The sequence below is a fragment of the Streptomyces sp. HNM0574 genome, from assembly GCF_012726235.1.
Lineage (GTDB): Bacteria > Actinomycetota > Actinomycetes > Streptomycetales > Streptomycetaceae > Streptomyces.
In genome coordinates, this window is record NZ_JAASAH010000024.1 from 1 (window position 1) to 22,747 (window position 22,747).

Below are 22,747 nucleotides of genomic sequence, written 5' to 3' on the forward strand. Positions count from 1 at the left end.
CGGGCGCCTGCCCGCCGGGGCCGGGGGCGTGCGCGCCGGGCCCGGCGGCCCACGACTGCCCGCCCGCGCGTGCCGGTGCGCCGTCGGGGTGTGCGGACTGGTCGGCGGGGCGCTTGGGGACGGGCCGTACGCCGCGCTTGCGCTCGATGAGCGCGACGGCGCCGCCGGGCAGCCAGGCGGAGGCGGTGCCGCTGTCGTCGCTCCCGGAGGAGAACAGGTGCGGCGCGAGCTGCGACTGGAGGTCGGCGGGGCTGGGGCGTTCGTCGGCCTCCATCCGCATGCAGGACTCGATCAGGGAGCGCAGGTCCTCGGGCATCCCGCTGAGGTCGGGTCCCTCGCGCAGCAGCATGAACACCGTCTCGACGGGGTTCGCTCCGTGGAAGGGCGCGTGCCCGGTGGCGGCGAAGACGAGGGTGGAGGCGAGGGAGAAGATGTCGCTCGCGCCGGTGACGCTGCGGGAGTCGCGGGCCTGTTCCGGCGACATGTAGGCGGGTGTGCCGACGGCCACGTTGGTCATCGTCAGGCGGGTGTTGGAGGCACCGGAGGCGATGCCGAAGTCGATGACGCGGGGGCCGTCCTCGACGACGAGGACGTTGGACGGCTTCAGGTCACGGTGCACGAGTCCGGCGCCGTGGATGGACTGCAGGGCCTCGGCCACGCCCGCCGCGAGCCAGCGCACCGCCTGCACCGGCAGCGGACCGCACTCGTTGACTATTTCCTCGAGCGAGGGGGCGGGGACGAAGGCGGTCGCCAGCCACGGCACCGCGGCGCGCGGGTCGGCGTCGACGACGGCCGCCGTGTAGAAGCCGCTGACGGCCCGTGCGGCCTCCACCTCGCGCGTGAACCGGACCCGGAACAGCTGGTCCTCGGCGAGCTCGGTCCGCACGGTCTTGATCGCCACCCGGCGTCCGGACGCGGACCGTGCGAGATAGACCAGTCCCATGCCACCGGCGCCGAGTCGGCCGAGCACCTCGAACGGGCCGATCCGCCGCGGATCGTGCTGCGTCAGCTGCTCCACCACTTGCCTGCCACCTCCCCGTAGGGGCTCGTCGACTTCCGCCCCGTGCAGCTTCTCACTGCCGTGCCGGACCCGAGGTCCAGAGGTTGATTCTTCCTGGCGGAGCCGCCGGTTGCGAACCCGGGGGCTGTACCGACGTGTCTCGGTCCTCCCGGTCGGCACGCCAACAGCGGATAATCCGGATAAAACCCCCACCCCGTACGGCAGTGCCGCGCCGCTGTCCCGGCCGCCTCCGTCACGCCTGCCCGCGCTTGACCCACCTGACCCCTCTCCTCGGGCTCCCGGGGCCGCCTCCTGCCACACTCCGGCGTGACGCTCCGGCCTCACACCTCGGCGGCCCCCGCTGCTCCGAGGACGGCGAAAGTGGCTCCCTGGTTGTCCGAGAGCACCGCGATCCTTCCGTACTGCCCGTCCTCGGGCTCCCGCTGGACGCGGCCGCCGAGCCGCACGGCGGTGCGGACGGTGGCGTCGCAGTCGGTCACGGCGAAGTACGTGAGGAAATGCGCGGGGAGTTCGGCCGGGGCGTCGGGGCCGATGACGTCGCGGCCGCCGATGGCGTGGGCGTCGTCGCGCGGTTCACCCTTCGGGGTCCACACCGTGAAGTCCAGCCCGTTGTCGCGCAGATCACGCATTCCGTAGCCGAACACCTCGGCGTAGAAGATGTCGACGTCCTCCTTGTCGCGGGTGCGGACCTCGGCCCACACGTACGCTCCCGCGCGGTCGCGGGCGCCGAATCCGCTGACCTCTCCGGGCTGCCACAGTCCGAACACGGCGCCGCCCGGGTCGGCGGCCATGGCGCTCACCCCGAGGGCGTCGACGTCCATGGGGCTCATGAGGACCTGGCCGCCCGCCTCCGCGATGCGTTCGGCCGTCGACGGGGCGTCCTCGGTGGCCAGATAGACGGTCCAGACGGTGGGGAGCCTGCCGTCCGGTTTGGCGAACAGCCCGGCGACGGGCCTGCCGTCGAGGTAGGCGGTCACATAGCCGTCGCCCTCGGCGGGCGGACCGAAGCTCCAGTCGAAGAGCTCCCCGTAGAACCGCCGGCCCGCCTCCACGTCGGACAGCATGACGTCGACCCAGCAGGGCTCTCCCTCGGCGAATCCGAGACTGTGCAGGTCCATGTCCCCATACCTCCAGGGCGTCGCGGTCCCTACAGGCACGCTAAGTCCGCCGCCCCGCTCCCGCTCTTCCGGCGGCGCACGGCGGGAGGGACGGGGCGGCGGCGAAGTTGGCCGGAACTGTGCGCCCCTGCGGGGCCGGAAGGGGCGCGCGGGCGGGCGTACGACGGGCGCGGGGCCGCGCCGGAGCGGGCGTGCGCGGCGCTCACCCCGTTTGCAGGCGGCCGAATCGCGCGGCTATTCGGCCTCGGTAAGCTGACGGCATGACAGGACAAGTTCGAACCGTCGACGGCCGAGTAGCCGGGCGCCGTGGGCAGGCGACGCGGCAGAAGCTGCTCGACTGCCTCAGCGAAATGCTCAGCTCGTCGCCGTATCGCGACGTCAAGGTCATCGATGTCGCGCGGAAGGCGGGCACGTCTCCGGCGACCTTCTACCAGTACTTCCCGGACGTCGAGGGCGCGGTCCTGGAGCTCGCCGAGTCGATGGCGAAGGAGGGCGCCGGGCTCACCGAGCTGGTCGAGGGGCGCTCCTGGTCCGGCAAGTCCGGGTGGCAGACGGCAGAGGAACTGGTAGACGGTTTCCTGTCGTTCTGGCGCCGGAACGACGCCATCCTGCGCGTCGTCGACCTGGGTGCGGCGGAGGGCGACAAGCGCTTCTACAAGATCCGCATGAAGGTCCTCAACTCGGTCAACAACTCCCTGACGGACTCCATCAAGGAGCTCCAGTCGAAGGGGAGGGTCGACAAGGACGTCAACGCGGCTGCCATGGCGGGGTCGTTGGTGGCGATGCTGGCCTCGGTCGCCGGCCACCAGAAGGGCTTCCAGAGCTGGGGCGTGAAGCAGTCCGAGCTGAAGCCGAGCCTCGCCCTGCTGGTGCACCTCGGTGTGACCGGCAAGAAACCCACCAAATAGTCCCCGCCAAGTCGTCGCCCCCACCGGCCACTTGGCGGGTCGCACACCGGGCGGGACCGGCTCACCGGCGCGGCGTCGTCACCGCCGCTCCAGGCGGAAGAGCCGGATCTCCCGTTCCACGCGGGCCTGGTAGGCCGCGTACGGCGGCCAGAACTTCAGCGCCGCCGCCCACGCCTCCTCTCTCTCCTTTCCGGTCAACTGCCGTGCCCTGACGGGGATGTCCCGCCCGCGCCAGCTGATCTCGGCGTCCGGATGGTGCCGCAGGTTCGCCGTCCAGGCGGGGTGCCCCGGTCTGCCGAAGTTGCTGCCGATCAGCAGCCAGCTGTCGCGTTCCCGTTCCGGCATGCAGGCCAGCGGGGTGCGCCGGGGCAGCCCCGATTTCGCGCCGGTGGCCGTCAGCACCACTCCGGGCAGCATGCGGTCGCTGACCATCACGCGTCCGCGGGTGAGCCGGTGCACCACGCTGTCCAGCCGGGGGATGACGTGCGGGGCGACCCGGGCGAACCCCTTGGTGGACGACACCTTCTGGACGAGCCTCATGCCGCGCATCAGACGGTCACCTCTCCCCTGCTGCCCGTACCGTTCACCTGCGCCGTCTCCCCCTGTGCGCCGAACAGTCCGGCGCGGAGGGCGGCGTGTTCCCTGAGCCGGTGCACGGGGCCGAAGAGCAGCTCGTCCCCGGCCGCGCGCTTGAAGTAGAGGTGCGCCTCGTGTTCCCAGGTGAAGCCGACGCCGCCGTGCAGCTGCACCGCCTCCCCCGCGGCCAGCCGCAGCGCCTCCAGCGCCTGCGCCAGCGCGACGCCCCCGGAGACGCCGTGCCCGCCCTCCGGTCCGCAGGCGGCCTCCCATGCCGCGTAGTACGCGGCGGAGCGCGCGGACTGCACCTGCACGTACACGTCCGCCAGCCGGTGCTGCACGGCCTGGAAGGAGCCGATGGGGCGCCCGAACTGCTCGCGCAGCGTGACGTATTCGACGGTCCGCTCCAGTGCGCTGTCCGCGGCGCCGACGGCCTCGGCTGCGATCAGCGCGGCGGCCCCCGCGCCCGTGCGGGCGAGTGCCGCGGTGACGTCCGCGTCCTCGTCCTCGCCGAGGAGCGTGGCGGGGGTGTCCCGCAGTTCGACGCGGCCGACGGCGCGGGTCTCGTCGAGCGCCGTCTGGCGGGCCCGGACGAGCCCTTCGGCGCCGGCCTCGACGAGGAAGAGCAGGGTGCGGCTGCGGGCGTAGCCGCCGGCGTGCGCGGCGACCAGCAGCAGTCCGGCGCTGTGCGCGGCGAGGGCCTGCCCGGCTTCGCCGTAGAGCCGCCACCCGCCGGCGCCGTCCGGTCCGGCCTGGATGCCGCCCGCGCGTCCTCCGCCCGCCCAGTCGGCGGCCGGCGTCCCGGGCTCCCCGGTGAGGCCGAGGGCGAGGGGCAGGGTGCCCTCGGGCAGGACGAGGGACGCGGTGAGCGCGCCGGTGGCGAGGCGGGGCAGGTGGGCCGCGCGCTGCGCGGGGGTGCCGAGGGCGAGCAGCAGCGGGGCGCAGAGTGCGCCGCCGGCGAGGAGGGGTGAGGGCAGCAGGGCCCGTCCGGTCTCCTCGTGGGCCAGTGCCTGCTCGACGAGGGTGCAGCCGGTGCCCGCGTACTCCTCGGGCAGGGCGAGGCCGGGGAGGCCCAGGGTGCCGCCGAGCCGCTGCCACAGGTCCTCGTCGTATCCGGGTCCGGTGAGGACGGCGGTGCGGACGGCGTCCGGGGTGCAGTGTTTGTGCAGCAGCTCGCGTACGGTGCGCCGGATCGCGTCCTGTTCGCCGGTGAGCGCTGTGTCCATGTGTGCCGACTCCCCTCACTTCTGACGGGGCGTCATGTTAGGGACGCGGGGGCGAGATGCACAGAGGTGCGCGGCAGGCTCCGCGGGTTCACCGGCCCGCTTCCGACCCGTACGCAGAACCAGGTATCTGATGTACCGTCAGATTCATGTCTGCTGCTGGTCACCGCAAGGTCGCCGTCGCCGGGGTCGCACTGTCCGACACAGGGCGCGTGGACGAGGCGACACCGTACGCACTGCACGCGCAGGCGGCCCGGAGGGCGCTCGCCGACTCGGGCCTGGACCGCTCCGTGATCGACGGCTTCGCCTCCGCCGGGCTGGGCACGCTCGCCCCCGTGGAGGTCGCCGAGTACCTGGGCCTGCGCCCCACCTGGGTGGACTCCACCGCGGTCGGCGGCTCCACCTGGGAGGTCATGGCCGCGCACGCCGCCGACGCCATCGCCGCCGGCCACGCCAACGCCGTCCTGCTCGTCTACGGTTCGACGGCGCGGGCCGACATCAAGGCCCGGCGGCGCACCTCCAACCTGTCCTTCGGCGCGCGCGGCCCGCTCCAGTTCGAGGTGCCGTACGGGCACACGCTGATCGCCAAGTACGCGATGGCGGCCCGCCGTCACATGCACGAGTACGGCACGACGCCGGCACAGCTCGCCGAGGTGGCCGTCCAGGCGCGCGCCAACGCGGCCGCCAATCCGGACGCGATGTACCGCACGCCCGTCACCGTCGACGAGGTCCTCTCGGGGCCGATGATCGCCGACCCGTTCACCAAACTGCACTGCTGCATCCGCAGCGACGGGGGCTGCGCCGTGCTGCTCGTCGCGGAGGACCTGCTGCCCGACACCGCCAAGTCGCCGGTGTGGGTGCTGGGTTCGGGCACGGCCGTCTCGCACACCACCATGTCGGAGTGGGACGACTTCACCGTCTCCCCGGCCGCGGCGTCCGGGCGGGACGCGTTCGCGCGCGCGGGCGTCTCCCCCGCCGAGATCGACGTCGCGGAGATCTACGACGCCTTCACCTACATGACGCTGGTGACGCTGGAGGACCTCGGCTTCTGCAAGAAGGGCGAGGGAGGCGACTTCGTCGCCGACGGGCGGCTCACGCTGACCGGCGGCCTGCCCACCAACACCGACGGCGGCGGCCTCTCGGCCTGCCACCCCGGCATGCGCGGCCTCTTCCTCCTCGTCGAGGCCGTACGGCAGTTGCGGGGCGAGGCGGGCGAGGGGCGCCAGGTGCGCACCCGCGACGGCGGGACGCCCCGGCTGGCCGTCGCCTCCGGCACGGGCGGCTGGTTCTGCTCCTCGGGCACCGTCGTCCTGGGGCGCGACTGAACGGTGCCTCAACTCGCCCGGGAGGACTGCCGGCCGGGGAGGGGAGGGCCGGCCGGTGGACGCGCGTCCACCGGCCGGCGCCATGCGGTCAGGCTCCCGCCGGGCGGAAGACGGGGACCGTCACGTCCTCCTCCGCGCGGAAGGTCACCCTCAGCTCCATTCCGACACTCAGGTCGCGCTCCGGGCAGTCGACGACCTCCGTCATCATGCGCGGCCCCTCGGGCAGGTCGACCACGGCGGCCACGTAGGGCACCCGCTCCCCGAAGGGCGGGAGGTCGTTGCGGTGCACCACCGACCAGGTGTAGAGCCGCGCGCTTCCGCTCGCCTCGGCCCACTCCCCGTCCTCGCTCCAGCAGTGCGGGCAGAACTCGCGCGGATAGTGGTGCGTCCGCCCGCAGCCGGCGGCGCGGCAGCGGCGGAGCAGGAGGCGGCCGTCCGCCGCGGCGTCCCAGTAGGGGCGGGTGAAGGTGTCGACGTCCGGGGTGTTCGCCGCCATCAGAAGACCCCCCACAGGCTGTCGAGCGACCAGGTCTGCCAGCTCATCGCGAGGAGGGCGACGAGGGAGATGAGCGCCATCATGGCGTTCTGCCCCTGCTCGGCCCAGTCGTGGATCATCAGCACCAGGTAGAGCAGGTTGAGCAGCAGCCCGCCGACGAGGGCGACGGGTGTGAGGAATCCGAGCACCAGCCCGAGCCCCAGGGCGAGTTCGGCGTAGACCACCGTGTAGGCCATGAGCCTGGGGCGTGGCGCGACGACGGCGTTGAAGCCCTTGGTGACCGCCCGCCACCGGTGCTTGCCCGCAACGTCCGTCGCCCAGGCGATGCCGGTGCCGCGCTCGAACCACCCCTTCCTGTCCTTGTGCCGCCAGCTCTCCAGCCACCACAGCCCCAGTCCGATGCGCAGCACGGCGAGCCACTCCGCGCCCGTGAGCCAGACGGTGTTCATGGGTGCACACCCTTCCCCAGCCGTTATCTGACGAGCCGTCAGTTCAGCGGATGGTCCCGTCTGCACGCAAGAGGCGGCGGTGAGTTACTACGCTCGTTGTCATGCCCGTATCCGACGAGGGAACCCCCGTCCACGTCATCGGCGCGGGGCCGGCAGGACTGGCCACGGCGGCGGCGCTGCGCGAACGCCGGATCAGCTCCGTGGTCCTGGAGAAGTCCCCTTCGGTGGGGGCGACATGGCGCGCACAGTACGACCGGCTGCGGCTGCACACCACCCGCCGCTGGTCCGCGCTCCCCGGCCTCCCGATACCCCGCCCGGCCGGCCGGTGGGTGCACCGGGACGACTTCGTCGCCTACCTGGAGCGCTACACGGAGCACCACGGCATCGAGGTGGCCACCGGCGTCGAGGTCGACACCGTGGAGCGCCGGGGCGAGCGGTGGACGCTGCACGCCAACGGCGGCCGGCGGCTCACCGCACCCGTCGTCGTGATCGCCACCGGGCACAGCCACACGGCGCACCTGCCGCCGTGGCCGGGCCGCGAGAGCTTCACCGGCGACCTGCTGCACGCCTCCCGCTACCGCTCCCCCGGGCCGTACGCGGACCGGGACGTCCTGGTCGTCGGGGCCGGGAACACCGGCACGGAGCTGGCGCTCGACCTCGCGGAGGGCGGCGCGTCACGGGTCCGGCTGGCGGTCCGTACGCCACCGCACCTCACCCGGCGGTCCACCCTCGGCTGGCCCGCACAGGCGAGCGGCGTCCTGTGCCGCCGCCTGCCCGCAGCCCTCGCGGACGGGCTCGCCGCGCGGGCGCCCCGCTCCTCGGCCACCGACCTGTCGGCGCACGGACTGCCCCGGCCCGGGACGGGGCCGTACACGCGCGCCGGACAGGGGGCCCATCCGGTGCGGGACACCGGTTTCGTCCGGGCGGTGCGGGAGGGGCGCGTCGAAGTCGTCGCCGCCGTCGAGTCGTTCGAGGGGCCGGCCGTGCGGCTCGCGGACGGTGAGGAGATCAAGCCGGACACCGTCGTGGCGGCGACCGGCTACCGCAGCGGCCTGGAGGAGCTGGTCGGCCACCTGGGCGTGCTCGGCGACGACGGGCTCCCGCTGCGTCCCGGCCCGCGCGCCCACCCGGCCGCGCCCGGACTGTTCTTCACCGGGTTCACCCACCCCGTGAGCGGCCTCCTGCGCGAGATCGCCCGTACGGCGCCCCGCGTGGCCCGCGCCATCGACCGGGCGACGGCTTAGCCCCCGGGACAGTGGGCCGGTTTCGGTCCGGACAGCGGGGCGGTACGGGCCGGACAATGCGAGGCGTGCGGGTGCGTGCACACCTCTTCCTGACACATCGTCAGTTCAGTAATCTGACAGTGCGTCAGTTGTGTTGGCCACCACACAGGAGTGGGCGAGATCGATGCTTGGATCAACTCACGGCAGCCTGACCACCACCCTCGCCCCGGCCCGCGTCGTGGCCTGCGGGGAACCCGGCGCACCCGCCGTGCACGGCCGCGCCGAGGAGCACGATCCGGACGTCGGCGGACGCCCTCTGTACGCGCCGGTGCCCGACCTGGACCGGTTCTTCCGGCCCGAATCCGTCGCCGTCGTCGGCGCCTCGGACAGCGAGGGGCGCCCCAACACGGGGATCACCCGCCAGCTGATGGCGTGGGCGGAACGCGTCGGCGCGCGGCTCCACCCCGTGCACCCCACCCGGGAGACCGTCTTCGGCCTGCCCTGCGCACGCACCGTGACGGAGCTGCCCGAGACGGTCGACCTGGCCGTGCTGCTCGTCGCCGACCCGCTGCCCGTGATCGAGCAACTCGGCGAGACCAAGACGCCGTTCGCCGTCGCCTTCGCCTCCGGCTTCGCCGAGACCGGCGAGAGCGGGGCCGAGGCACAGGCCCGGCTCGCGGAGGCGGTACGCCGCTCCGGGCTGCGGCTACTGGGCCCCAACACCAACCTCAACGCCTTCGAGCACTTCCGCGACGACCTGGAGGGCCCCGCGGTCGCCCTGATCACGCAGTCCGGCCACCAGGGGCGCCCCGTCTTCGCCATGCAGGAGCTCGGCGTCCGGCTCTCCCACTGGGCGCCCACCGGCAACGAGGCCGATCTGGACACCGCCGACTTCCTCTCCTACTTCGCGGGGCGCCCCGAGGTCGGCGCCGTCGCCGCGTACGTGGAGGGGCTGAAGGACGGCCGCGGGTTCCTGCTGGCCGCCGACCGCGCCGCCCGCAACAAGGTGCCCGTGGTGGCCGTCAAGGTGGGCCGCACCGAGACCGGCGCGCGCACCGCGGCCTCGCACACGGGGAAGCTCACCGGCGCCGACGCGACCGTGGACGCCGCGATGCGGCAGTTCGGTGTGATCCGCGTCGACGGGCTGGACGAGCTCCAGGACACCTCCGCGCTGCTCGCCCGGGCCCGCCCGCCGCTGGCCGAGGGCGTCGCCGTGTACTCCATCTCCGGCGGAACCGGCGCCCATTTCGCCGACCTGGCCACCGCGTCCGGACTGCGGCTCCCCACCCTCGGCGGGGAGAAACAAGCGGAGCTGCACCAGTGGATACCCGACTACCTGAACGTCTCCAATCCCGTGGACAGCGGCGGCCATCCGGTCGGTGACTGGCGCGGCCGGAAGATCATCGACGCGATCCTCGCCGACCCCGACGTCGGCGTCCTGATCTGCCCGATCACCGGCCCCTTCCCGCCGATGAGCGACAAGCTCGCGCGGGACCTCGTGGAGGCGGCCGAGGAGACCGACAAGCTGGTGTGCGTCGTGTGGGGCTCCCCCGTCGGCGACGAGGACGCGTACCGGCAGACCCTGCTGGGCTCCTCCCGGGTGGCCACCTTCCGCACCTTCGCGAACTGTGTCACCGCGGTCAGCGCCTATCTGCGCCACCACCGCTTCGTCCGCGACTACCGCTCACCCTTCGACGACGCGCCCCGCACTCCCTCGCCCTCCGCGCACAAGGCCAGGGGGCTGCTGCGGGAGGGCAGGCAGCTGAGCGAGCACGCGGGCAAGCAGCTGCTGCGCGCGTACGGCATCCGCGTCCCGCGTGAGCAGCTGGTCAACAGCGCCGCCGGGGCCGTGCGGGCCGCCGCGCAGGTCGGCTACCCGGTGGTGATGAAGGCGTCGGCGCCGCAGCTGGCGCACAAGTCCGAACTCGGCCTGGTCAAGCTGAACCTGACCTCCGCCAGCCAGGTCCGGGACGCCTACCGCGAGCTGACCGACATCGCGCACGACGAGGGCGTCGAACTGGACGGGGTCCTGGTCTGCCAGATGGTGCGCCAGGGCGTCGAAATGGTGGTCGGCATGACCCAGGACGCGCTCTTCGGGCCCACCGTCACCGTCGGGCTCGGCGGCGTCCTCGTCGAGGTGCTCCAGGACGCCGCGGTACGCGTCCCGCCCTTCGGCGAGGAGCAGGCGCACGCGATGCTCGACGAGCTGCGCGGCCGCGCCCTGCTCGACGGGGTACGCGGGATGCCGGCCGCCGACACGGACGCGCTCGTCGAGACCGTCCTCCGCGTCCAGCGGATGGCGCTCGAACTGGGCGACGATCTGGCCGAGTTGGACATCAACCCGCTGGTGGTGCTGCCCAGGGGTCAGGGCGCCGTCGCGCTCGACGCGCTGGCGGTGTGCCGGTGACCCCGGCCGGGCCGGAGCGGGCCGACGCCCCGGACGAGAGCCCCGAGCACGTGGTGCGGCACCGCACGGAGGGCGGGACGGCGTGGATCACGCTCGACCGGCCGCACGCCATGAACGCGCTCACCTGGGACCACCGCGAGCACCTCATCGCCCTCCTGGACGGCTTCTCCGCCGACCCCGGCGTCCGCGCCGTCGTCCTGACCGCGACCGGGCGGGGCTTCTGCGCGGGCGCGGACCTGAAGGGCGGCGGGGGCGGCGGGGAACGCGTCCCCGGCGATGTGGCCCGTACGATCCGGCGGGGTGCGCAGCGGCTCGTCTCCGCCGTGCTGGACTGCGAGAAGCCGGTCGTGGCCGCCGTGAACGGCACCGCGGCCGGGATCGGCTCCCATCTCGCGCTGGCCTGCGATCTGGTGATCGCCTCGGACCGGGCGAAGTTCACCGAGGTGTTCGTGCGCCGCGGGCTCGTGCCGGACGGCGGCGGGGCCTATCTGCTGCCCCGGCTGGTCGGCCCGCAGAAGGCCAAGGAGCTGATGTTCTTCGGCGACTCGCTGCCCGCCGCAGAGGCGGAGCGCATGGGCCTGGTGAACCGCGTCGTCCCGGCCGACGAGCTGGAGAAGACGGCACGCGAGTGGGCGGACCGGCTGGCCTCCGGGCCGACGCGGGCCCTCGCGCTGACCAAGCGGCTGGTCAACGACTCGCTGGACGGCGGCCGTTCGGGCGCCTTCGAGGCGGAGGCGCAGGCCCAGGAGATCAACATGACGACGGCGGACGCCGCCGAGGGCGTCACCGCCTTCGTGGAACGGCGCGCTCCCCACTACCGCGGACGGTAGCGGGGAGCGGCCGGGCGTGGTGCGTCGTACCCGGGAGGGCGTCAGCAGTCCGGGATGCCCTCGATCTTCTCGCCGCCGACCAGGTCGACGTTGCTGATGAACAGGGTGTCGCTGCCCTGGGGCAGGTTGGCGTACGTCCACCAGTCGCTCTTGCCCCGCCCGGGCTGATCGACCATGTCGCCCTTCTTCTGGCAGTGGCCCTCCAGCGTGCCCGGGCCGAAGGACGCGGGCGAGTGCGCGTTGAGCCTCGGCTCGACGCGGAGCGGCGCGTTGGCCGCCCAGACCTCGACGGGCTTGCTGAAGCTCGCGGAGGGGCCGGCGGCCTTCGGCGCGGCGTCCTGCGCGCCGGCGCCGGCCGGGGCCGCCAGGGCGAGCCCGGCGACGGCGGCCGTGGTGAACGCGAGGCGGGCGGTCCTGCCCGCCGTCCTCCGTGTGCGGGTGCTCTTCATGTCACTACCCCCGTAGTGGTTCGCTTCGGTTGGCCGTGCGGGGAGTACACGCACGGGGGCGCGGTCTCGTATGACACCGCGTCCGGACGATTTCCGCAGGGGCCCGCACCCGCCGCACAGGGCTTCAAAACTGACGCTGCATCAGATTCAATGGGGAGCATGATGGGACACGCGGGCATGGCAGCGGCGGCGGTGCGCTATCTGCGGTCGGCCGGGGCACCGACCTCCTCGGCCCCGGCCGCCCCGGCGTACGAACCGCACCCCCGGCCCGACCTGCGGGCGGTGCGGGAGGACGAGCGGGCGCCCGTCGACCCGGCGGAATTCCGGCGCGTACTGGGCTCGTTCGCGTCCGGAGTCACGGTGATCACGGCCATGAGCCCCCCGGAGGGCGACGAGGAGGCGCGGCCCGTGGGCTTCGCCTGCCAGTCGTTCGCCTCGCTGTCCCTCGATCCGCCGCTGGTCACCTTCATGGTGTCCCGCACCTCGACGACCTGGCCGCACATCGCCCGCGCCGGACGCTTCTGCGTGAACGTGCTGGGGGCCGGACAGGGGGAGATGTGCCGCGGGTTCGCGGTCAGCGGCGGCGACAAGTTCGCCGGAGTGCCGCACCGTCCGGCACCCGTGACCGGCTCACCGCTCCTGGACGGGGTGCCCGCGTGGGCCGACTGCACGATGCACGCCGTGCACCCGGGAGGCGACCACCTGATCGTCGTCGGCCGCGTCCGCGCGCTCGACGCGCGCGAGGACGGCGGCTCACCCCTCCTGTTCCACAAGGGGACGTTCGGCACGCTCGCGGACTGAGCACCCCTCGCCCGCGAGGTGGAGCGAGGGTCCCGCACCCCGCCGCGCCAGGTGCGGCTTGAGCACCAGATCGTCGTCGTAGTCGCCGCCCCGCTCCGTCCGGTACGGGACGGGGCGCTCCTCGGGGAGGCCGCGGAGGCGCTGCCCCAACTCGTGGGCGCGGTGGGCGTATTCCGTGTCCGTCAGCCGGTCGGCGCCGTAGACGACGAAGGGCTCCAGGGGCGCCATTCCGGTGTACCAGAAGGTGCCGTGCTGGAGCGGGAACAGGATGTCGTCGATGTGCCCGTGGATGCCGCCGGGCCCGAACGACGCCTCCCGCGCGCCGACCGAGGTGACGATCAGGGAGCGCTTTCCGGCCAGGCCACCGTCCCCGTACCGGCGGGCGCGGCCCTCGGCGTCCTTGACGCCGAAGGCGAAGCCCTTGGTGAAGACCCGGTCGAACCAGCCCTTGAGGACGGCGGGCGGACCGTGCCACCACAGCGGGAAGTGCAGCACCACACCGTCCGCCCAGCGGAGCTTGTCCTGCTCGGCGCGGATGTCGGCGCCGAGCTCCCCGGCGTCCCAAGCGCGCTCCTGTTCGTCGCCGAGGTACAGGCGGCGGTCCGAGGGGGTGCGGCGGACGTCGGGAGCGTCGAGCACCGGGTTCCAGCCCATGGCGTACAGGTCGCTCACGCGGGTGTCGTGGCCCTCACCGGCCAGGACGCGCAGTCCGTCGGCCATGAGGGAGGCGTTGAGGGAGCGCTGTTCGGGGTGCGCGAATACCCAGAGGATCTTCATGCCTCCGATGCTCCTGCGCGCCGGACGCTCCGCCCAGTGGCCGGATGGCCATGACGTGAAAGAATCTGGCCATGGGACATTCCGCCGTCTTCTCCCGCCCCGGGGCACACCGGGTCGCCGTGCTCGCCCGGCACGGCGTGCTGCCGCTGGAACTCGGCCTCGTGCACCAGCTGTTCGGCTCCGCCGCCGGCCGGGACGGCGCCCCGCTGTACGAGGTCGTCACCTGCGCGACGGAGCCGGGGCCGGTACGGACGGACGCCGACTTCGCCGTCCACGTCACGCACAGTGCGTGGCAGGCGCTGGCCGAGGCGGACACCGTGCTCGTCCCGGCCAGCCACGAGGAGGACGTCCCGGAGGCCGGCGGGTACCTCGCCCCGCCCCTCCGGGACGCGCTTGCCGCAGCGCTCCGCTCCGGGAAGCGGATCGCCTCCGTCTGCACCGGCGCCTTCGTGCTGGCCGCCGCCGGGCTGCTGGACGGCCGGCGGGCCACGACGCACTGGCGGTCGGCCGAGGGGTTCCGGCGGCTCTTCCCCTCCGTGGCGCTCGACGCCGACGTGCTCTACACCGAGGACGGCGGCGTGCTGACCTCGGCGGGGGAGGCCGCGGGCATCGACCTGTGCCTCCACATGATCCGCCGCGACTTCGGTGCCGCGGTGGCCAACGAGGTCGCCCGCGCGACCGTCGTCCCGCCCCACCGGGAGGGCGGGCAGGCCCAGTTCATCCGGCGGCCCGTCCCCCGCGCCGAGACGGCGTCCTCCACCTCGGCGGCCCGCGCCTGGGCGCTGGAGCATCTGGATCAGCCACTCAGCCTCCGGCAGCTGGCGGCCCTGGAGTCCATGAGCGTACGGACCTTCACCCGCCGGTTCCGCGAGGAGGCCGGGGTCACGCCCGTGCAGTGGCTCACCCGGCAACGTGTCGCCAGGGCACAGCAGTTGCTGGAGGAGACGGACCTTCCCGTCGACCGGGTCGCCGCCGCCGCGGGCTTCGGCACGGGTGCCTCGCTGCGGCAGCACATGCAGGCGTCGATCGGCGTCTCCCCCAGCGCGTACCGGGCCACCTTCCGTGGCGCGGACGGGCCGGACGGTTCCGTCAGAAGGTGAGGACGGCGCGGGCGACCCGGCCCCGGTGGGCGTCCTCGGCCGCCTTCGCGAAGTCCTCCACCGGGTAGACCCGGGTGACGAGTTCGTCCAGCAGCAGCCGGCCGTCGCGGTACAGGTCCGCGTAGAGGGCGATGTCGCGCTGCGGGCGGGAGGAGCCGTAGCGGCAGCCGAGGATCGCCTTGTCCAGGTACATGGCGGAGACCTGGAAGGACGCCTCCGCCTCGGCCGGGGGCACGCCCAGCAGCACCGCCTGCCCGTGCCGGTCCAGCAGGTCGACGGCGAGCCGGATCAGTCCGGTGCTGCCGACGCACTCGAAGGCGTGGTCGGCGCCGTCCGGGAGGATCTCCCGGACGGCGGCGGCGGTGGCCGCGGCGTCCGCCGTGGCGGAGGCGTCGACGAAGTGGGTGGCGCCGAACGCGCGGGCCGTCTCCTCCTTCGCCGGGTTGGCGTCGACGGCGACGACCGTGCCCGCGCCCGCGATGCGCGCGCCCTGGAGCACGTTGAGGCCCACTCCGCCCGCGCCGATGACGACGACGGTCTCGCCCTGCGCCACCCGCGCGCGGTTGAGCACGGCGCCGACGCCGGTGACCACGCCGCAGCCCATCAGGCAGGCCGAGGTGAACGGGATGTCCTCCGGTATCGCCACGGCCTGCACGGCCTTGACGACGGTCCGTTCGGCGAACGCCGAGTTGGAGGCGAAGTTGTACAGCTTCCCGCCCGTCCCCGCACGCGAGAAGGGGGTGCCGGGGCGGCCGATGGCCTTGCGGCACATGGTGGGACGGCCGCGGTCGCACTGTGCGCAGGTTCCGCAGTTGGCGAGCGTGGACAGGGCCACGTGGTCGCCGGGTGCCACGTGGGTTACGCCCTCGCCGACCGCCTCCACCACGCCCGCGCCCTCGTGCCCCAGCACGACGGGCCGCGGATAGGGGATCGTTCCGTCGGCGACGGACAGGTCGCTGTGGCACAGTCCGGCGGCCCGTATCCCGACCAGCACCTCGCCGGCCCCGGGACCGCGCACCCGGAGGTCGTCGACGACCTCGGGCCGCTGTCCCTCCAGGACGACACCTCTCATCATCGCTCTCCTCGCTGCTTCGAAGCGGACCGGTTCAGGACGGCCAGACGACGGACTGGAGCTCGCTGTACGCGTGCAGCCCGAACGACCCGCCGTCCCGGCCGACTCCGGACTCCTTGAAGCCGCCGAACGGCGTCTCCGGGTGCCGCTGCGCTGTGTTGATGCCGACGTTGCCGCTGCGCAGCCGGGAGGCGAGGGCCCAGGCGTGCCCGGCGTCCGCGCCGAAGACGTAGTCGTAGAGGCCGTACGGCGTCCCGTTGGCGATCCGGACGGCGTCCTCCTCGTCCTCGTACGGGAGGGCCACGACGACGGGGCCGAAGATCTCCTCCCGCGCGACGGTCATCTCCGGGGTGACGTCGGCGAGGAGCGTCGGTGCCACGTAGTGGCCCGGCTTCAGGTCGGGGCGCGTGCCGCCGGTGACGACGCGGGCGCCCTGTTCGCGTGCCCCGGCGACGTACCGCTCCACCCGGTCGCGCTGTGCCGCGGAGACGAGGGGGCCGACGACGGTGGCGCGGTCCGTGGGGTCGCCGACGGTCATCGCGCCCGCCAACTGCGCGAGCCGCTCGACGACTTCCTCGTAGCGGGAGCGCTGCACCAGGACCCGGGTGGGGGCGGTGCAGATCTGGCCGCTGTGGAACGCCCAGGTGGAGGCCACGGCGCCCAGGCAACGGGTGAGCGCGGCCTCGTCGGCGTCCGCCAGGAGGATCGCGGCGCCCTTCCCGCCGAGTTCCATGAGGGTGCGTTTCATGCCGCGCCCGGCGGTCTCGGCGATCCGTTTGCCCACGGCGGTGGAGCCGGTGAAGCTCACCATGCCGACCCCGTCGTGCTCGACGAGGGCCTCCCCGGCGGCCGGGCCCGAGCCGGTGACGACGTGGAACAGCCCGTCGGGCAGCCCGGCCTCGCTCAGCAGCGGACCGAGCTCCAGACAGGTCAGCGGGTCCTGCGGCGCGGGCTTGCACACCACCGCGTTGCCCATGGCGAGCGCCGGTGCCACCTTGCCCGCCAGGTTGGCGACGGGGAAGTTGTACGAGGTGATGCAGCCGACGACGCCGAGCGGCCGGCGTACGGCGGCGCCGCCGATCAGGCCACCCGGCGCCAGCGCGCTCGCCCGGACGGGCTGCGGCGCGAGCGGGACGGTGTCCGGTTCCACGGCGCCGCGCGCGTACCGGCGGAACCGGTCGGCGGCCGGGGGCAGTTGCATGCCCCTGGCCACCTTGGTGGTGGCGCCGGTCTCCGCCTGGAGCAGCGGGACGAGGTCCGGGGTGCGTTCCTCCAGCAGCGCTGCCACGCGCTCCAGGACGGCGGCCCGTTCGGCGGGCGCCGTGCGGGCCCACTCCTCCTGTGCGGCGCCGGCGGCGCGTACGGCGGCGTCCACGTCCGCGCGGCCGCCCTCCGGGGCGAGGCCGACCCGCTCCTCCGTCGCCGGGTCGGTGACGGGATAGTGGCCGCCCTCCGGTTCCCGCCACTCACCTCCCGCCCACAGTCCGTACGCGCCCCTGCCCGCCGGACGGTCGGTTCCGCTCATGCGCGTCGCTCCTTCGGGAGGCCCAGCACCCGCTGGGCGAGGATGGTGCGCTGGATCTCGTCCGAGCCGCCGTACACGGTGTCGGCCCGGGTGAAGAGGAACAGGCGTTGCAGCGCGTCGAGTTCGTAGGGGTTCTCGGGGGTCCAGTCGTGCGGTCCGAGTGCGGCCGCCGCGCCGCGTACCCGCATGGCCAGTTCGCCCAGCCGCTGGTGCCAGCCGCCCCACAGCAGCTTCGCCACGCTGGGCGCCCCCGGGTCGCCGGTGCCGCCGAGGGTGCGCAGGGCGTTCCACCGCATGGTGCGTAACTCGGCCCAGGCGCGCACCAGTTGCTGCCGCAGCACGGGATCGGCTCCCGCGCCCTCGCGCAGGGCGAGGGCCACCACGTCGGACAGTTCGGCGGCGAAGCCGATCTGCTGCACCAGGGTGGACACGCCGCGCTCCAGCGCGAGCAGCCCCATGGCGACGCGCCAGCCGTCGCCCTCGGCGCCCACCCGGTGCTCCGCGCGGGCCACCGCCCCGTCGAAGAAGACCTCGTTGAACTCCGAGGTGCCGGACATCTGCCGGATGGGCCGCACGTCCACCCGCCCCGGCTGGTCCATGGGGACGAGCAGGAAGGAGAGCCCCTCGTGGCGGGCCGACGCGGCGTCCGTCCTGGCCAGGACGAAGCACCAGTCGGCGTCCTGCGCGAGGGAGGTCCAGATCTTCTGTCCGGTGACGCGGTAGCCGTCGCCGTCGCGGACGGCGGCGGTGCGCACGGCCGCGAGGTCGGAGCCGGCGCCGGGTTCGCTGTAGCCCTGGCACCACAGTTCGTCACCGCGGGCGACGGCGGGGAGGAAGCGCTTGCGCTGTTCCTCGTCGCCGTACGTGAGCAGGGTGGGGGCGAGCAGGTTCTCGCCGATGTGGCCGACCCGGGCCGGTGCGCCGGCCCGCGCGAACTCCTCGGCCCAGACGACCTGTTGGGTGAGGCTCGCGCGGCGGTTGCCGTAGCCCCCGGCCTCCCAGCCGAGGCCGATCCAGCCGTCCCGGCCGAGCTCCCGCTCCCACTCCCGGCGTACGGGGCCGGCCTCGTGCTCGCTGCCCGGGCCGCCCTGCCCGGCGGCCCGGGCGAACTCGCCGGTCAGGTGCGCCCGCAGCCAGGTGCGCGCCTCCCGGCGGAACGCCTCGTCCTCGGGCCCGAAGCCGAAGTCCACGTCACTCTCCTCTCGGGGTCACGGGCGGTCTCAGGCGTTCGGGCGGTCCTTCCTGGCGGCCGCCTCGGCCATCTCCTTGAGCTTCCCGAGCATCGGCATCGGGTCCTGGCCCACGCCGCCGGGCAGCGATTCGGCGATGCTCTCGGGCGTCCACGCGCCGTCGGCGTACGCGCTGCGCAGTTCGCGCGGCTGCGCCCACACGGCGATCTTCGGTCCGGCGACGGTGTAGACCTGCCCGGTGATCTCCTGCTCCTTGGCCTGGTCGCTGAGCAGGTAGACCACCATCGGCGCCACGTCCTCCGGCTCGCCCATCTCCGCGAGTTCCATGGGGACGTTGGCGGACATCCGGGTACGCGCGACGGGCGCCACGCAGTTGGCCGTCACGCCGTACTTGTTGAGGCCGAGCGCGGCGCTGCGGACGAGGGAGATGATTCCGCCCTTCGCGGAGGCGTAGTTGGCCTGCGCGACGGATCCCTGGTGGTTGCCGCTGGTGAACCCGATGAGGGTGCCGGACTTCTGCTTGCGCATCACGGCGGCGGCGGCGCGGAAGACGGTGAAGGTGCCCTTGAGGTGGGTGGCGACGACCGGGTCCCACTCCTCCTCGCTCATGTTGAACAGCATCCGCTCGCGCAGGATTCCGGCCACGCACACGACGCCGTCCAGCCGTCCGTACTCGGCCAGTGCGGTGTCGACGATGCGCTGTCCTCCGGCCATGGTGGACACGTCGTCCGCGACGGCGACGGCCGAACCGCCCTCCGCCACGATCTCCTTGACGACGCCCTCGGCTATCCCGCTCCGCGGCTCGCCGCCCTCCATGGAGACGCCGTAGTCGTTGACGACGACCTTCGCCCCCTCGTGCGCACAGGCGAGGGCGACGGCACGTCCGATGCCGCGCCCGGCACCGGTCACGGCGACCACCTTGCCGGCCAAGAAGTTCCCCACGTCGGCCCCTTCCCGCAGTTTCTGACGGACCGTTAGATTTTTGAGCACGCGGGAGACGAACACAAGACCCGTACGCCATTCCGTCCGCCGAACCGCCCGCCCCCGCGCCCCGTACCCCCGCACAGTCCGTACGCCCACCGCGAGGAGACCCGGATGACCCTGCCAGCGGAGTTCCAGAAGCTCGCCGAACGCGTCAACAACTGGGGACGCTGGGGCCCGGACGACGAGAGGGGCACCCTCAACCTGATCACCGACGCGGTGGTGCGGGACGCCGCCGCGGGCGTGCGCACCGGCCGCCGCGTCCCCCTGGCCCTGCCGCTGCGCCACGACGGGGTGCAGACCGGGATGATCCCCGGACGCGTCAACCCGCTGCGCACGATGGTCGCCCTCAACCTGGAGCTGTTCGGCCCCGGCACCGTCGCCACCAGCGACGACGCGGTGACGATGGGCCTCCAGGCCGGCACCCACTGGGACGGCCTCACCCACGTCTCCCACTCGGGCAGGCTCTACAACGGCCGCCCCGCCGACACCGTCACCGCACACGGCGGCGCCGCCTTCAGCGGCATCGAGAAGGCCACCCACGTGGTCTCCCGCGGCGTCCTGCTCGACGTGGCCCGCGTCCACCAGCTGCGGAACGGGACGGCGGACGAGGACACCGAGGCCCTGCCCGGCGGGCACGCGGTGACGCCCGAAGACCTGGAGGCGGCCGAGGAGTTGGCGGGCACCCGGGTCCGCGCGGGCGACATCGTGCTCGTGCGGACGGGCCAGGTGCGGCACTACCTCGGCGGCGACCGGGAGCGCTACGCGCACCCCTCGCCCGGACTGTCGATCCGGACGCCGGAGTGGTTCCACGCGCGGGACGTCGCCGCCGTCGCGAACGACACCCTCACCTTCGAGGTCTTCCCGCCGGAGATCGACAACCTGTGGCTGCCCGTGCACGCCCTCCATCTCGTCGAGATGGGGATGCTCCAGGGTCAGAACTGGAATCTGGAGGAACTGTCCGCCGCCTGCGCCGAGGAGGAGCGCTGGACGTTCCTGCTGTCGGCCACGCCCGAGCCGTTCACCGGAGGGGCGGGAGCGCCCGTGGCCCCGGTGGCCGTGCTCTGAGCGGCCCCAGTCGGGTGGCGGTGCGCTCATGCGCACCCCGAGCACGGCACGGCGACCGCCACCCGGCTCCGGTGCTCAGGCCCTGCCTCGCACGGAGGCTGACACCGGACGACGATCCGCACTCGCCGAGGCGCCTCACGGCCCTCGACGTCCCCTCACAGCGAATCGCCCCACCCAAGGGTGATCACCCAGACACGAGACGTCAACACCTGGTCTGGACTTAGGGAGGTGTGCGGCTGTGGTGTGCGTCTCCGCCGCGCGCCTCGCGCGCACCGCACGCGCCCGAGCCCTCCGCGGGGGGTCAGCCGAGAGCGCCGACGGCTCCCATGGCCAGCTTGCCGCCGCGTGCCTCCGTGAACGACTCACCGTGACGGCCCGCTCTCGCGACGGGCGGCGCCGCGCGGTCGAGTTCGCACCAGATGCTCTTGCCGGTGCCCTCGCGCTGCCAGCCCCAGCGGTCGGCCAGTCCGGAGACGAGCTCCAGCCCCCGGCCGTTGGTGTCCTCGCCGTCCGCGCGCCGCTGGCGCGGCGGGCGGTGACTGGCGTCCGCGACCTCGACCCGCACGGCCCCCGGAGCGTGCCGCTCCGGCAGCCGCATCCGCAGCACCGCCGGGCAGCCCGTGTGCAGGACCGCGTTGGTGACGAGCTCCGAGATCAGCAGAATCAACGTTTCCGTCAGCTGTTCGTCGTCGCCGACCCCGGACCCGGCGAGCCTCGACCGGGCCCAACGCCTGGCGCGGCCAACCTCCATGGGGTCGGTCCCGATCTCCATCTGCACCTGAAGTACCTGCACTGCTCACACCGTCCGAACTGGCAGACACATCGCCTCGCGTCGTGACGAGATCACGGACTGTGATCCCGACGCGGAACAGCATGGTTGACGCATAGTCACGACAACAAGCGCTTCAGGCATATTCCGACGCAAAGGAGTAGACGTACTGCATACTGTGCGACCGCCGCTCGGCGGGCAGGTACGGACGTCGCATCAGGCTCGGGAGCCGCGTTTGTCACGCCCGGGTACCACTCGCACCCACAGGAGCGTACCCGAGCGGATTCATCTCACTCCGGCGACCTGAGTCACATCCGGGACACAACCCGATATCGACCCTGCGTGATGACGCAAGGGCGGATCGGCCCACGGATCAGGGCACAACGGCGCTGTTCACCGCAGACGTACGGGCCTCCGGGCCGACTCCCAAGTGGTCACCCCGCGTAGGCAGTACGCGACAGTTCCGGACCGGCTCACAGCGCCGCCGCCAGCCGCTCCTCCAGCTCCTCGCGCGCGGGCGGGACGCGCTCCAGCACCCACGCCCGCTTCAGATGGAGATGGACGTCCGCCTCCCAGGTGAACCCCATGCCGCCGTGCACCTGGAGACAGTCCCGCGCATTACGCACCGCTGCCTCGTCGGCCAGCAACTTCGCGGTGGCGCAGTCACTCTCCGTGCCGGTCACCGCTGCCGCGTACACCGCGGCGCGGGCCGTCTCCAGCCGGACGAGCATCTCCGCGCACAGGTGCTTGACCGCCTGGAAGGCGCCCACGGGGGAGCCGAACTGCTCCCGGTGGCGCGCGTGTTCCACGGCCGTCTCCACCGTCCGTCCCGCGCTGCCGAGTTGCTGTGCGGCGGTCAGCACCGCGGCCTCGCGGCGCAGCCGCCGCGCGTCCGCCCCGTCGAGCACCGGGCCGTCCGCCACGGCGTCCGCGTCCACCCGGTGCAGCGGTGTGGCCGGGTCGACGGAGCGCAGCGGCCCGGCGGCGACGCCGGTGGTGTGCGGCGCCCGTACCGTGCCCGCGCCGTCCTCGTCGTCGAGGCGCAGGAGCCGGTGCGCGGCGGGGAGATGGGCGACCAGGGCCGTGCGCTCCCCCGGCGGGAAGCCGGCCTCCGTGACGACGCAGGTGCCCTCGGCCGCGCCGGGGACGAGGCCGGCCGCGAGGTGGGTGGCCACCAACGGGCCGGGGACGAGGGCGCGTCCGGCCTCCTCGAAGAGGAGGGCCGCCTCGGGCAGGCCGAGCCCCACCCCGCCCTCCTCCTCCGGGAGGCGCAGGGCGAACAGCCCGGCCTCCGCCAGCTCCTTCCAGAGCGGGGCGTCCCACGGCGGGCCGGTGCCGTCGGCGGCGCGGCGGAGTCCCTCGCGGCCGAAGCGGCCCTCCAGGAGGGCGCGCATGCCGTCGCGGAGCGCGGTCTGCTCGTCGGTGAGCCGGAAGTCCAC

The 22,747-nt window shown here is 73.5% G+C and carries 22 protein-coding genes; 8 read left to right on the forward strand and 14 right to left on the reverse strand.

The genetic code is table 11. The features are described from left to right. Both HCC30_RS27065 and HCC30_RS27070 read right to left on the reverse strand, forming a co-directional pair. Positions 1-1,021 (reverse strand): serine/threonine-protein kinase (locus HCC30_RS27065; RefSeq protein WP_346776833.1); only part of this gene is annotated, 1,021 nt, incomplete at its 3' end. A 320-nt stretch (positions 1,022-1,341) separates the two neighbouring features. Further along, positions 1,342-2,139: a VOC family protein gene (locus HCC30_RS27070; protein ID WP_169445545.1), complete on the reverse strand. Its 798-nt coding sequence runs from the start codon at positions 2,137-2,139 to the stop codon at positions 1,342-1,344. A 260-nt stretch (positions 2,140-2,399) separates the two neighbouring features. On the opposite strand from HCC30_RS27070, the gene HCC30_RS27075 reads away from it, so the two are divergent. After that, a complete protein-coding gene (locus HCC30_RS27075) occupies positions 2,400-3,047 on the forward strand; it encodes a TetR family transcriptional regulator (RefSeq protein WP_169445546.1) in 648 nt (215 codons plus the stop codon). 78 nt (positions 3,048-3,125) lie between these two features. Here the strand turns inward: HCC30_RS27075 and HCC30_RS27080 are convergent, their stop codons facing one another. Together HCC30_RS27080 and HCC30_RS27085 are read right to left on the reverse strand one after the other, a co-directional pair. Continuing rightward, a complete protein-coding gene (locus tag HCC30_RS27080) occupies positions 3,126-3,596 on the reverse strand; it encodes a nitroreductase/quinone reductase family protein (RefSeq protein ID WP_206324388.1) in 471 nt (156 codons plus the stop codon). After that, positions 3,596-4,849 carry an acyl-CoA dehydrogenase family protein gene (locus HCC30_RS27085; protein ID WP_169445547.1) on the reverse strand — a complete coding sequence of 418 codons (1,254 nt, stop codon included), beginning with the start codon at positions 4,847-4,849 and terminating at the stop codon, positions 3,596-3,598. The genes HCC30_RS27080 and HCC30_RS27085 overlap by 1 nt, the downstream gene beginning before the upstream one ends. Positions 4,850-4,995: 146 nt before the next feature. Between HCC30_RS27085 and HCC30_RS27090 the strand changes: the two genes are divergently transcribed. Further along, on the forward strand, positions 4,996-6,171 hold the full coding sequence (locus HCC30_RS27090; protein WP_169445548.1) for an acetyl-CoA acetyltransferase: 1,176 nt from the start codon (positions 4,996-4,998) through the stop codon (positions 6,169-6,171). Between the two features lie 88 nt (positions 6,172-6,259). Here HCC30_RS27090 and HCC30_RS27095 read toward each other — a convergent pair whose 3' ends face one another. Both HCC30_RS27095 and HCC30_RS27100 read right to left on the reverse strand, forming a co-directional pair. Next, positions 6,260-6,667: a Zn-ribbon domain-containing OB-fold protein gene (locus HCC30_RS27095; RefSeq protein ID WP_169445549.1), complete on the reverse strand. Its 408-nt coding sequence runs from the start codon at positions 6,665-6,667 to the stop codon at positions 6,260-6,262. Next, on the reverse strand, positions 6,667-7,116 hold the full coding sequence (locus HCC30_RS27100; RefSeq protein ID WP_169445550.1) for a DoxX family membrane protein: 450 nt from the start codon (positions 7,114-7,116) through the stop codon (positions 6,667-6,669). Before HCC30_RS27100 ends, HCC30_RS27095 begins: the two co-directional genes overlap by 1 nt. A gap of 101 nt (positions 7,117-7,217) precedes the next feature. On the opposite strand from HCC30_RS27100, the gene HCC30_RS27105 reads away from it, so the two are divergent. From HCC30_RS27105 to HCC30_RS27115, 3 genes are all read left to right on the forward strand, one after another. Beyond that, entirely contained in the window at positions 7,218-8,360 is a 1,143-nt protein-coding gene (locus tag HCC30_RS27105; RefSeq protein ID WP_169445551.1) for an NAD(P)/FAD-dependent oxidoreductase, read from the forward strand. Positions 8,361-8,523: 163 nt separating this feature from the next. Beyond that, complete coding sequence (locus HCC30_RS27110; protein WP_169445552.1) at positions 8,524-10,746, forward strand: acetate--CoA ligase family protein; 2,223 nt, start codon at positions 8,524-8,526, stop codon at positions 10,744-10,746. 50 nt (positions 10,747-10,796) lie between these two features. After that, positions 10,797-11,576 carry an enoyl-CoA hydratase gene (locus HCC30_RS27115; RefSeq protein WP_169445592.1) on the forward strand — a complete coding sequence of 260 codons (780 nt, stop codon included), beginning with the start codon at positions 10,797-10,799 and terminating at the stop codon, positions 11,574-11,576. Between the two features lie 41 nt (positions 11,577-11,617). Here HCC30_RS27115 and HCC30_RS27120 read toward each other — a convergent pair whose 3' ends face one another. Next, complete coding sequence (locus HCC30_RS27120; RefSeq protein ID WP_169445553.1) at positions 11,618-12,025, reverse strand: hypothetical protein; 408 nt, start codon at positions 12,023-12,025, stop codon at positions 11,618-11,620. A gap of 150 nt (positions 12,026-12,175) precedes the next feature. On the opposite strand from HCC30_RS27120, the gene HCC30_RS27125 reads away from it, so the two are divergent. Further along, positions 12,176-12,826 (forward strand): flavin reductase family protein, encoded by a 651-nt coding sequence (locus HCC30_RS27125; protein WP_169445554.1) that lies wholly within the window; start codon positions 12,176-12,178, stop codon positions 12,824-12,826. Here the strand turns inward: HCC30_RS27125 and HCC30_RS27130 are convergent. Further along, a complete protein-coding gene (locus HCC30_RS27130) occupies positions 12,779-13,603 on the reverse strand; it encodes an NAD(P)H-dependent oxidoreductase (RefSeq protein ID WP_169445555.1) in 825 nt (274 codons plus the stop codon). The genes HCC30_RS27125 and HCC30_RS27130 overlap by 48 nt on opposite strands. Before the next feature lie 71 nt (positions 13,604-13,674). Here HCC30_RS27130 and HCC30_RS27135 point away from each other — a divergent pair, with 71 nt between their 5' ends. Continuing rightward, positions 13,675-14,703, forward strand: a complete 1,029-nt coding sequence (locus HCC30_RS27135) for a helix-turn-helix domain-containing protein (RefSeq protein WP_169445556.1) — start codon at positions 13,675-13,677, stop codon at positions 14,701-14,703. Here HCC30_RS27135 and HCC30_RS27140 read toward each other — a convergent pair. From HCC30_RS27140 to HCC30_RS27155, 4 genes are read right to left on the reverse strand one after another with little or no spacing between them, the layout of a single operon-like run. Then, the gene (locus HCC30_RS27140; protein ID WP_169445557.1) at positions 14,693-15,775 is read right to left on the reverse strand and encodes an alcohol dehydrogenase catalytic domain-containing protein; all 1,083 of its coding nucleotides are present in this window, start codon (positions 15,773-15,775) and stop codon (positions 14,693-14,695) included. The genes HCC30_RS27135 and HCC30_RS27140 overlap by 11 nt on opposite strands. A 34-nt stretch (positions 15,776-15,809) precedes the next feature. Then, positions 15,810-17,300 carry an aldehyde dehydrogenase family protein gene (locus tag HCC30_RS27145; RefSeq protein WP_169445558.1) on the reverse strand — a complete coding sequence of 497 codons (1,491 nt, stop codon included), beginning with the start codon at positions 17,298-17,300 and terminating at the stop codon, positions 15,810-15,812. Then, positions 17,297-18,490, reverse strand: coding sequence for an acyl-CoA dehydrogenase family protein (locus HCC30_RS27150; protein WP_169445559.1), 1,194 nt, complete (start codon positions 18,488-18,490; stop codon positions 17,297-17,299). Before HCC30_RS27150 ends, HCC30_RS27145 begins: the two co-directional genes overlap by 4 nt. A gap of 30 nt (positions 18,491-18,520) precedes the next feature. Next, a complete protein-coding gene (locus HCC30_RS27155; protein WP_169445560.1) occupies positions 18,521-19,432 on the reverse strand; it encodes an SDR family oxidoreductase in 912 nt (303 codons plus the stop codon). Between the two features lie 153 nt (positions 19,433-19,585). On the opposite strand from HCC30_RS27155, the gene HCC30_RS27160 reads away from it, so the two are divergent. Beyond that, positions 19,586-20,539 (forward strand): cyclase family protein, encoded by a 954-nt coding sequence (locus HCC30_RS27160; protein ID WP_169445561.1) that lies wholly within the window; start codon positions 19,586-19,588, stop codon positions 20,537-20,539. A 301-nt stretch (positions 20,540-20,840) separates the two neighbouring features. Here the strand turns inward: HCC30_RS27160 and HCC30_RS27165 are convergent, their stop codons facing one another. Together HCC30_RS27165 and HCC30_RS27170 are read right to left on the reverse strand one after the other, a co-directional pair. Continuing rightward, a complete protein-coding gene (locus HCC30_RS27165; protein ID WP_346776834.1) occupies positions 20,841-21,332 on the reverse strand; it encodes an ATP-binding protein in 492 nt (163 codons plus the stop codon). A gap of 449 nt (positions 21,333-21,781) precedes the next feature. Further along, positions 21,782-22,747 (reverse strand): acyl-CoA dehydrogenase family protein, encoded by a 966-nt coding sequence (locus tag HCC30_RS27170; RefSeq protein WP_169445562.1) that lies wholly within the window; start codon positions 22,745-22,747, stop codon positions 21,782-21,784.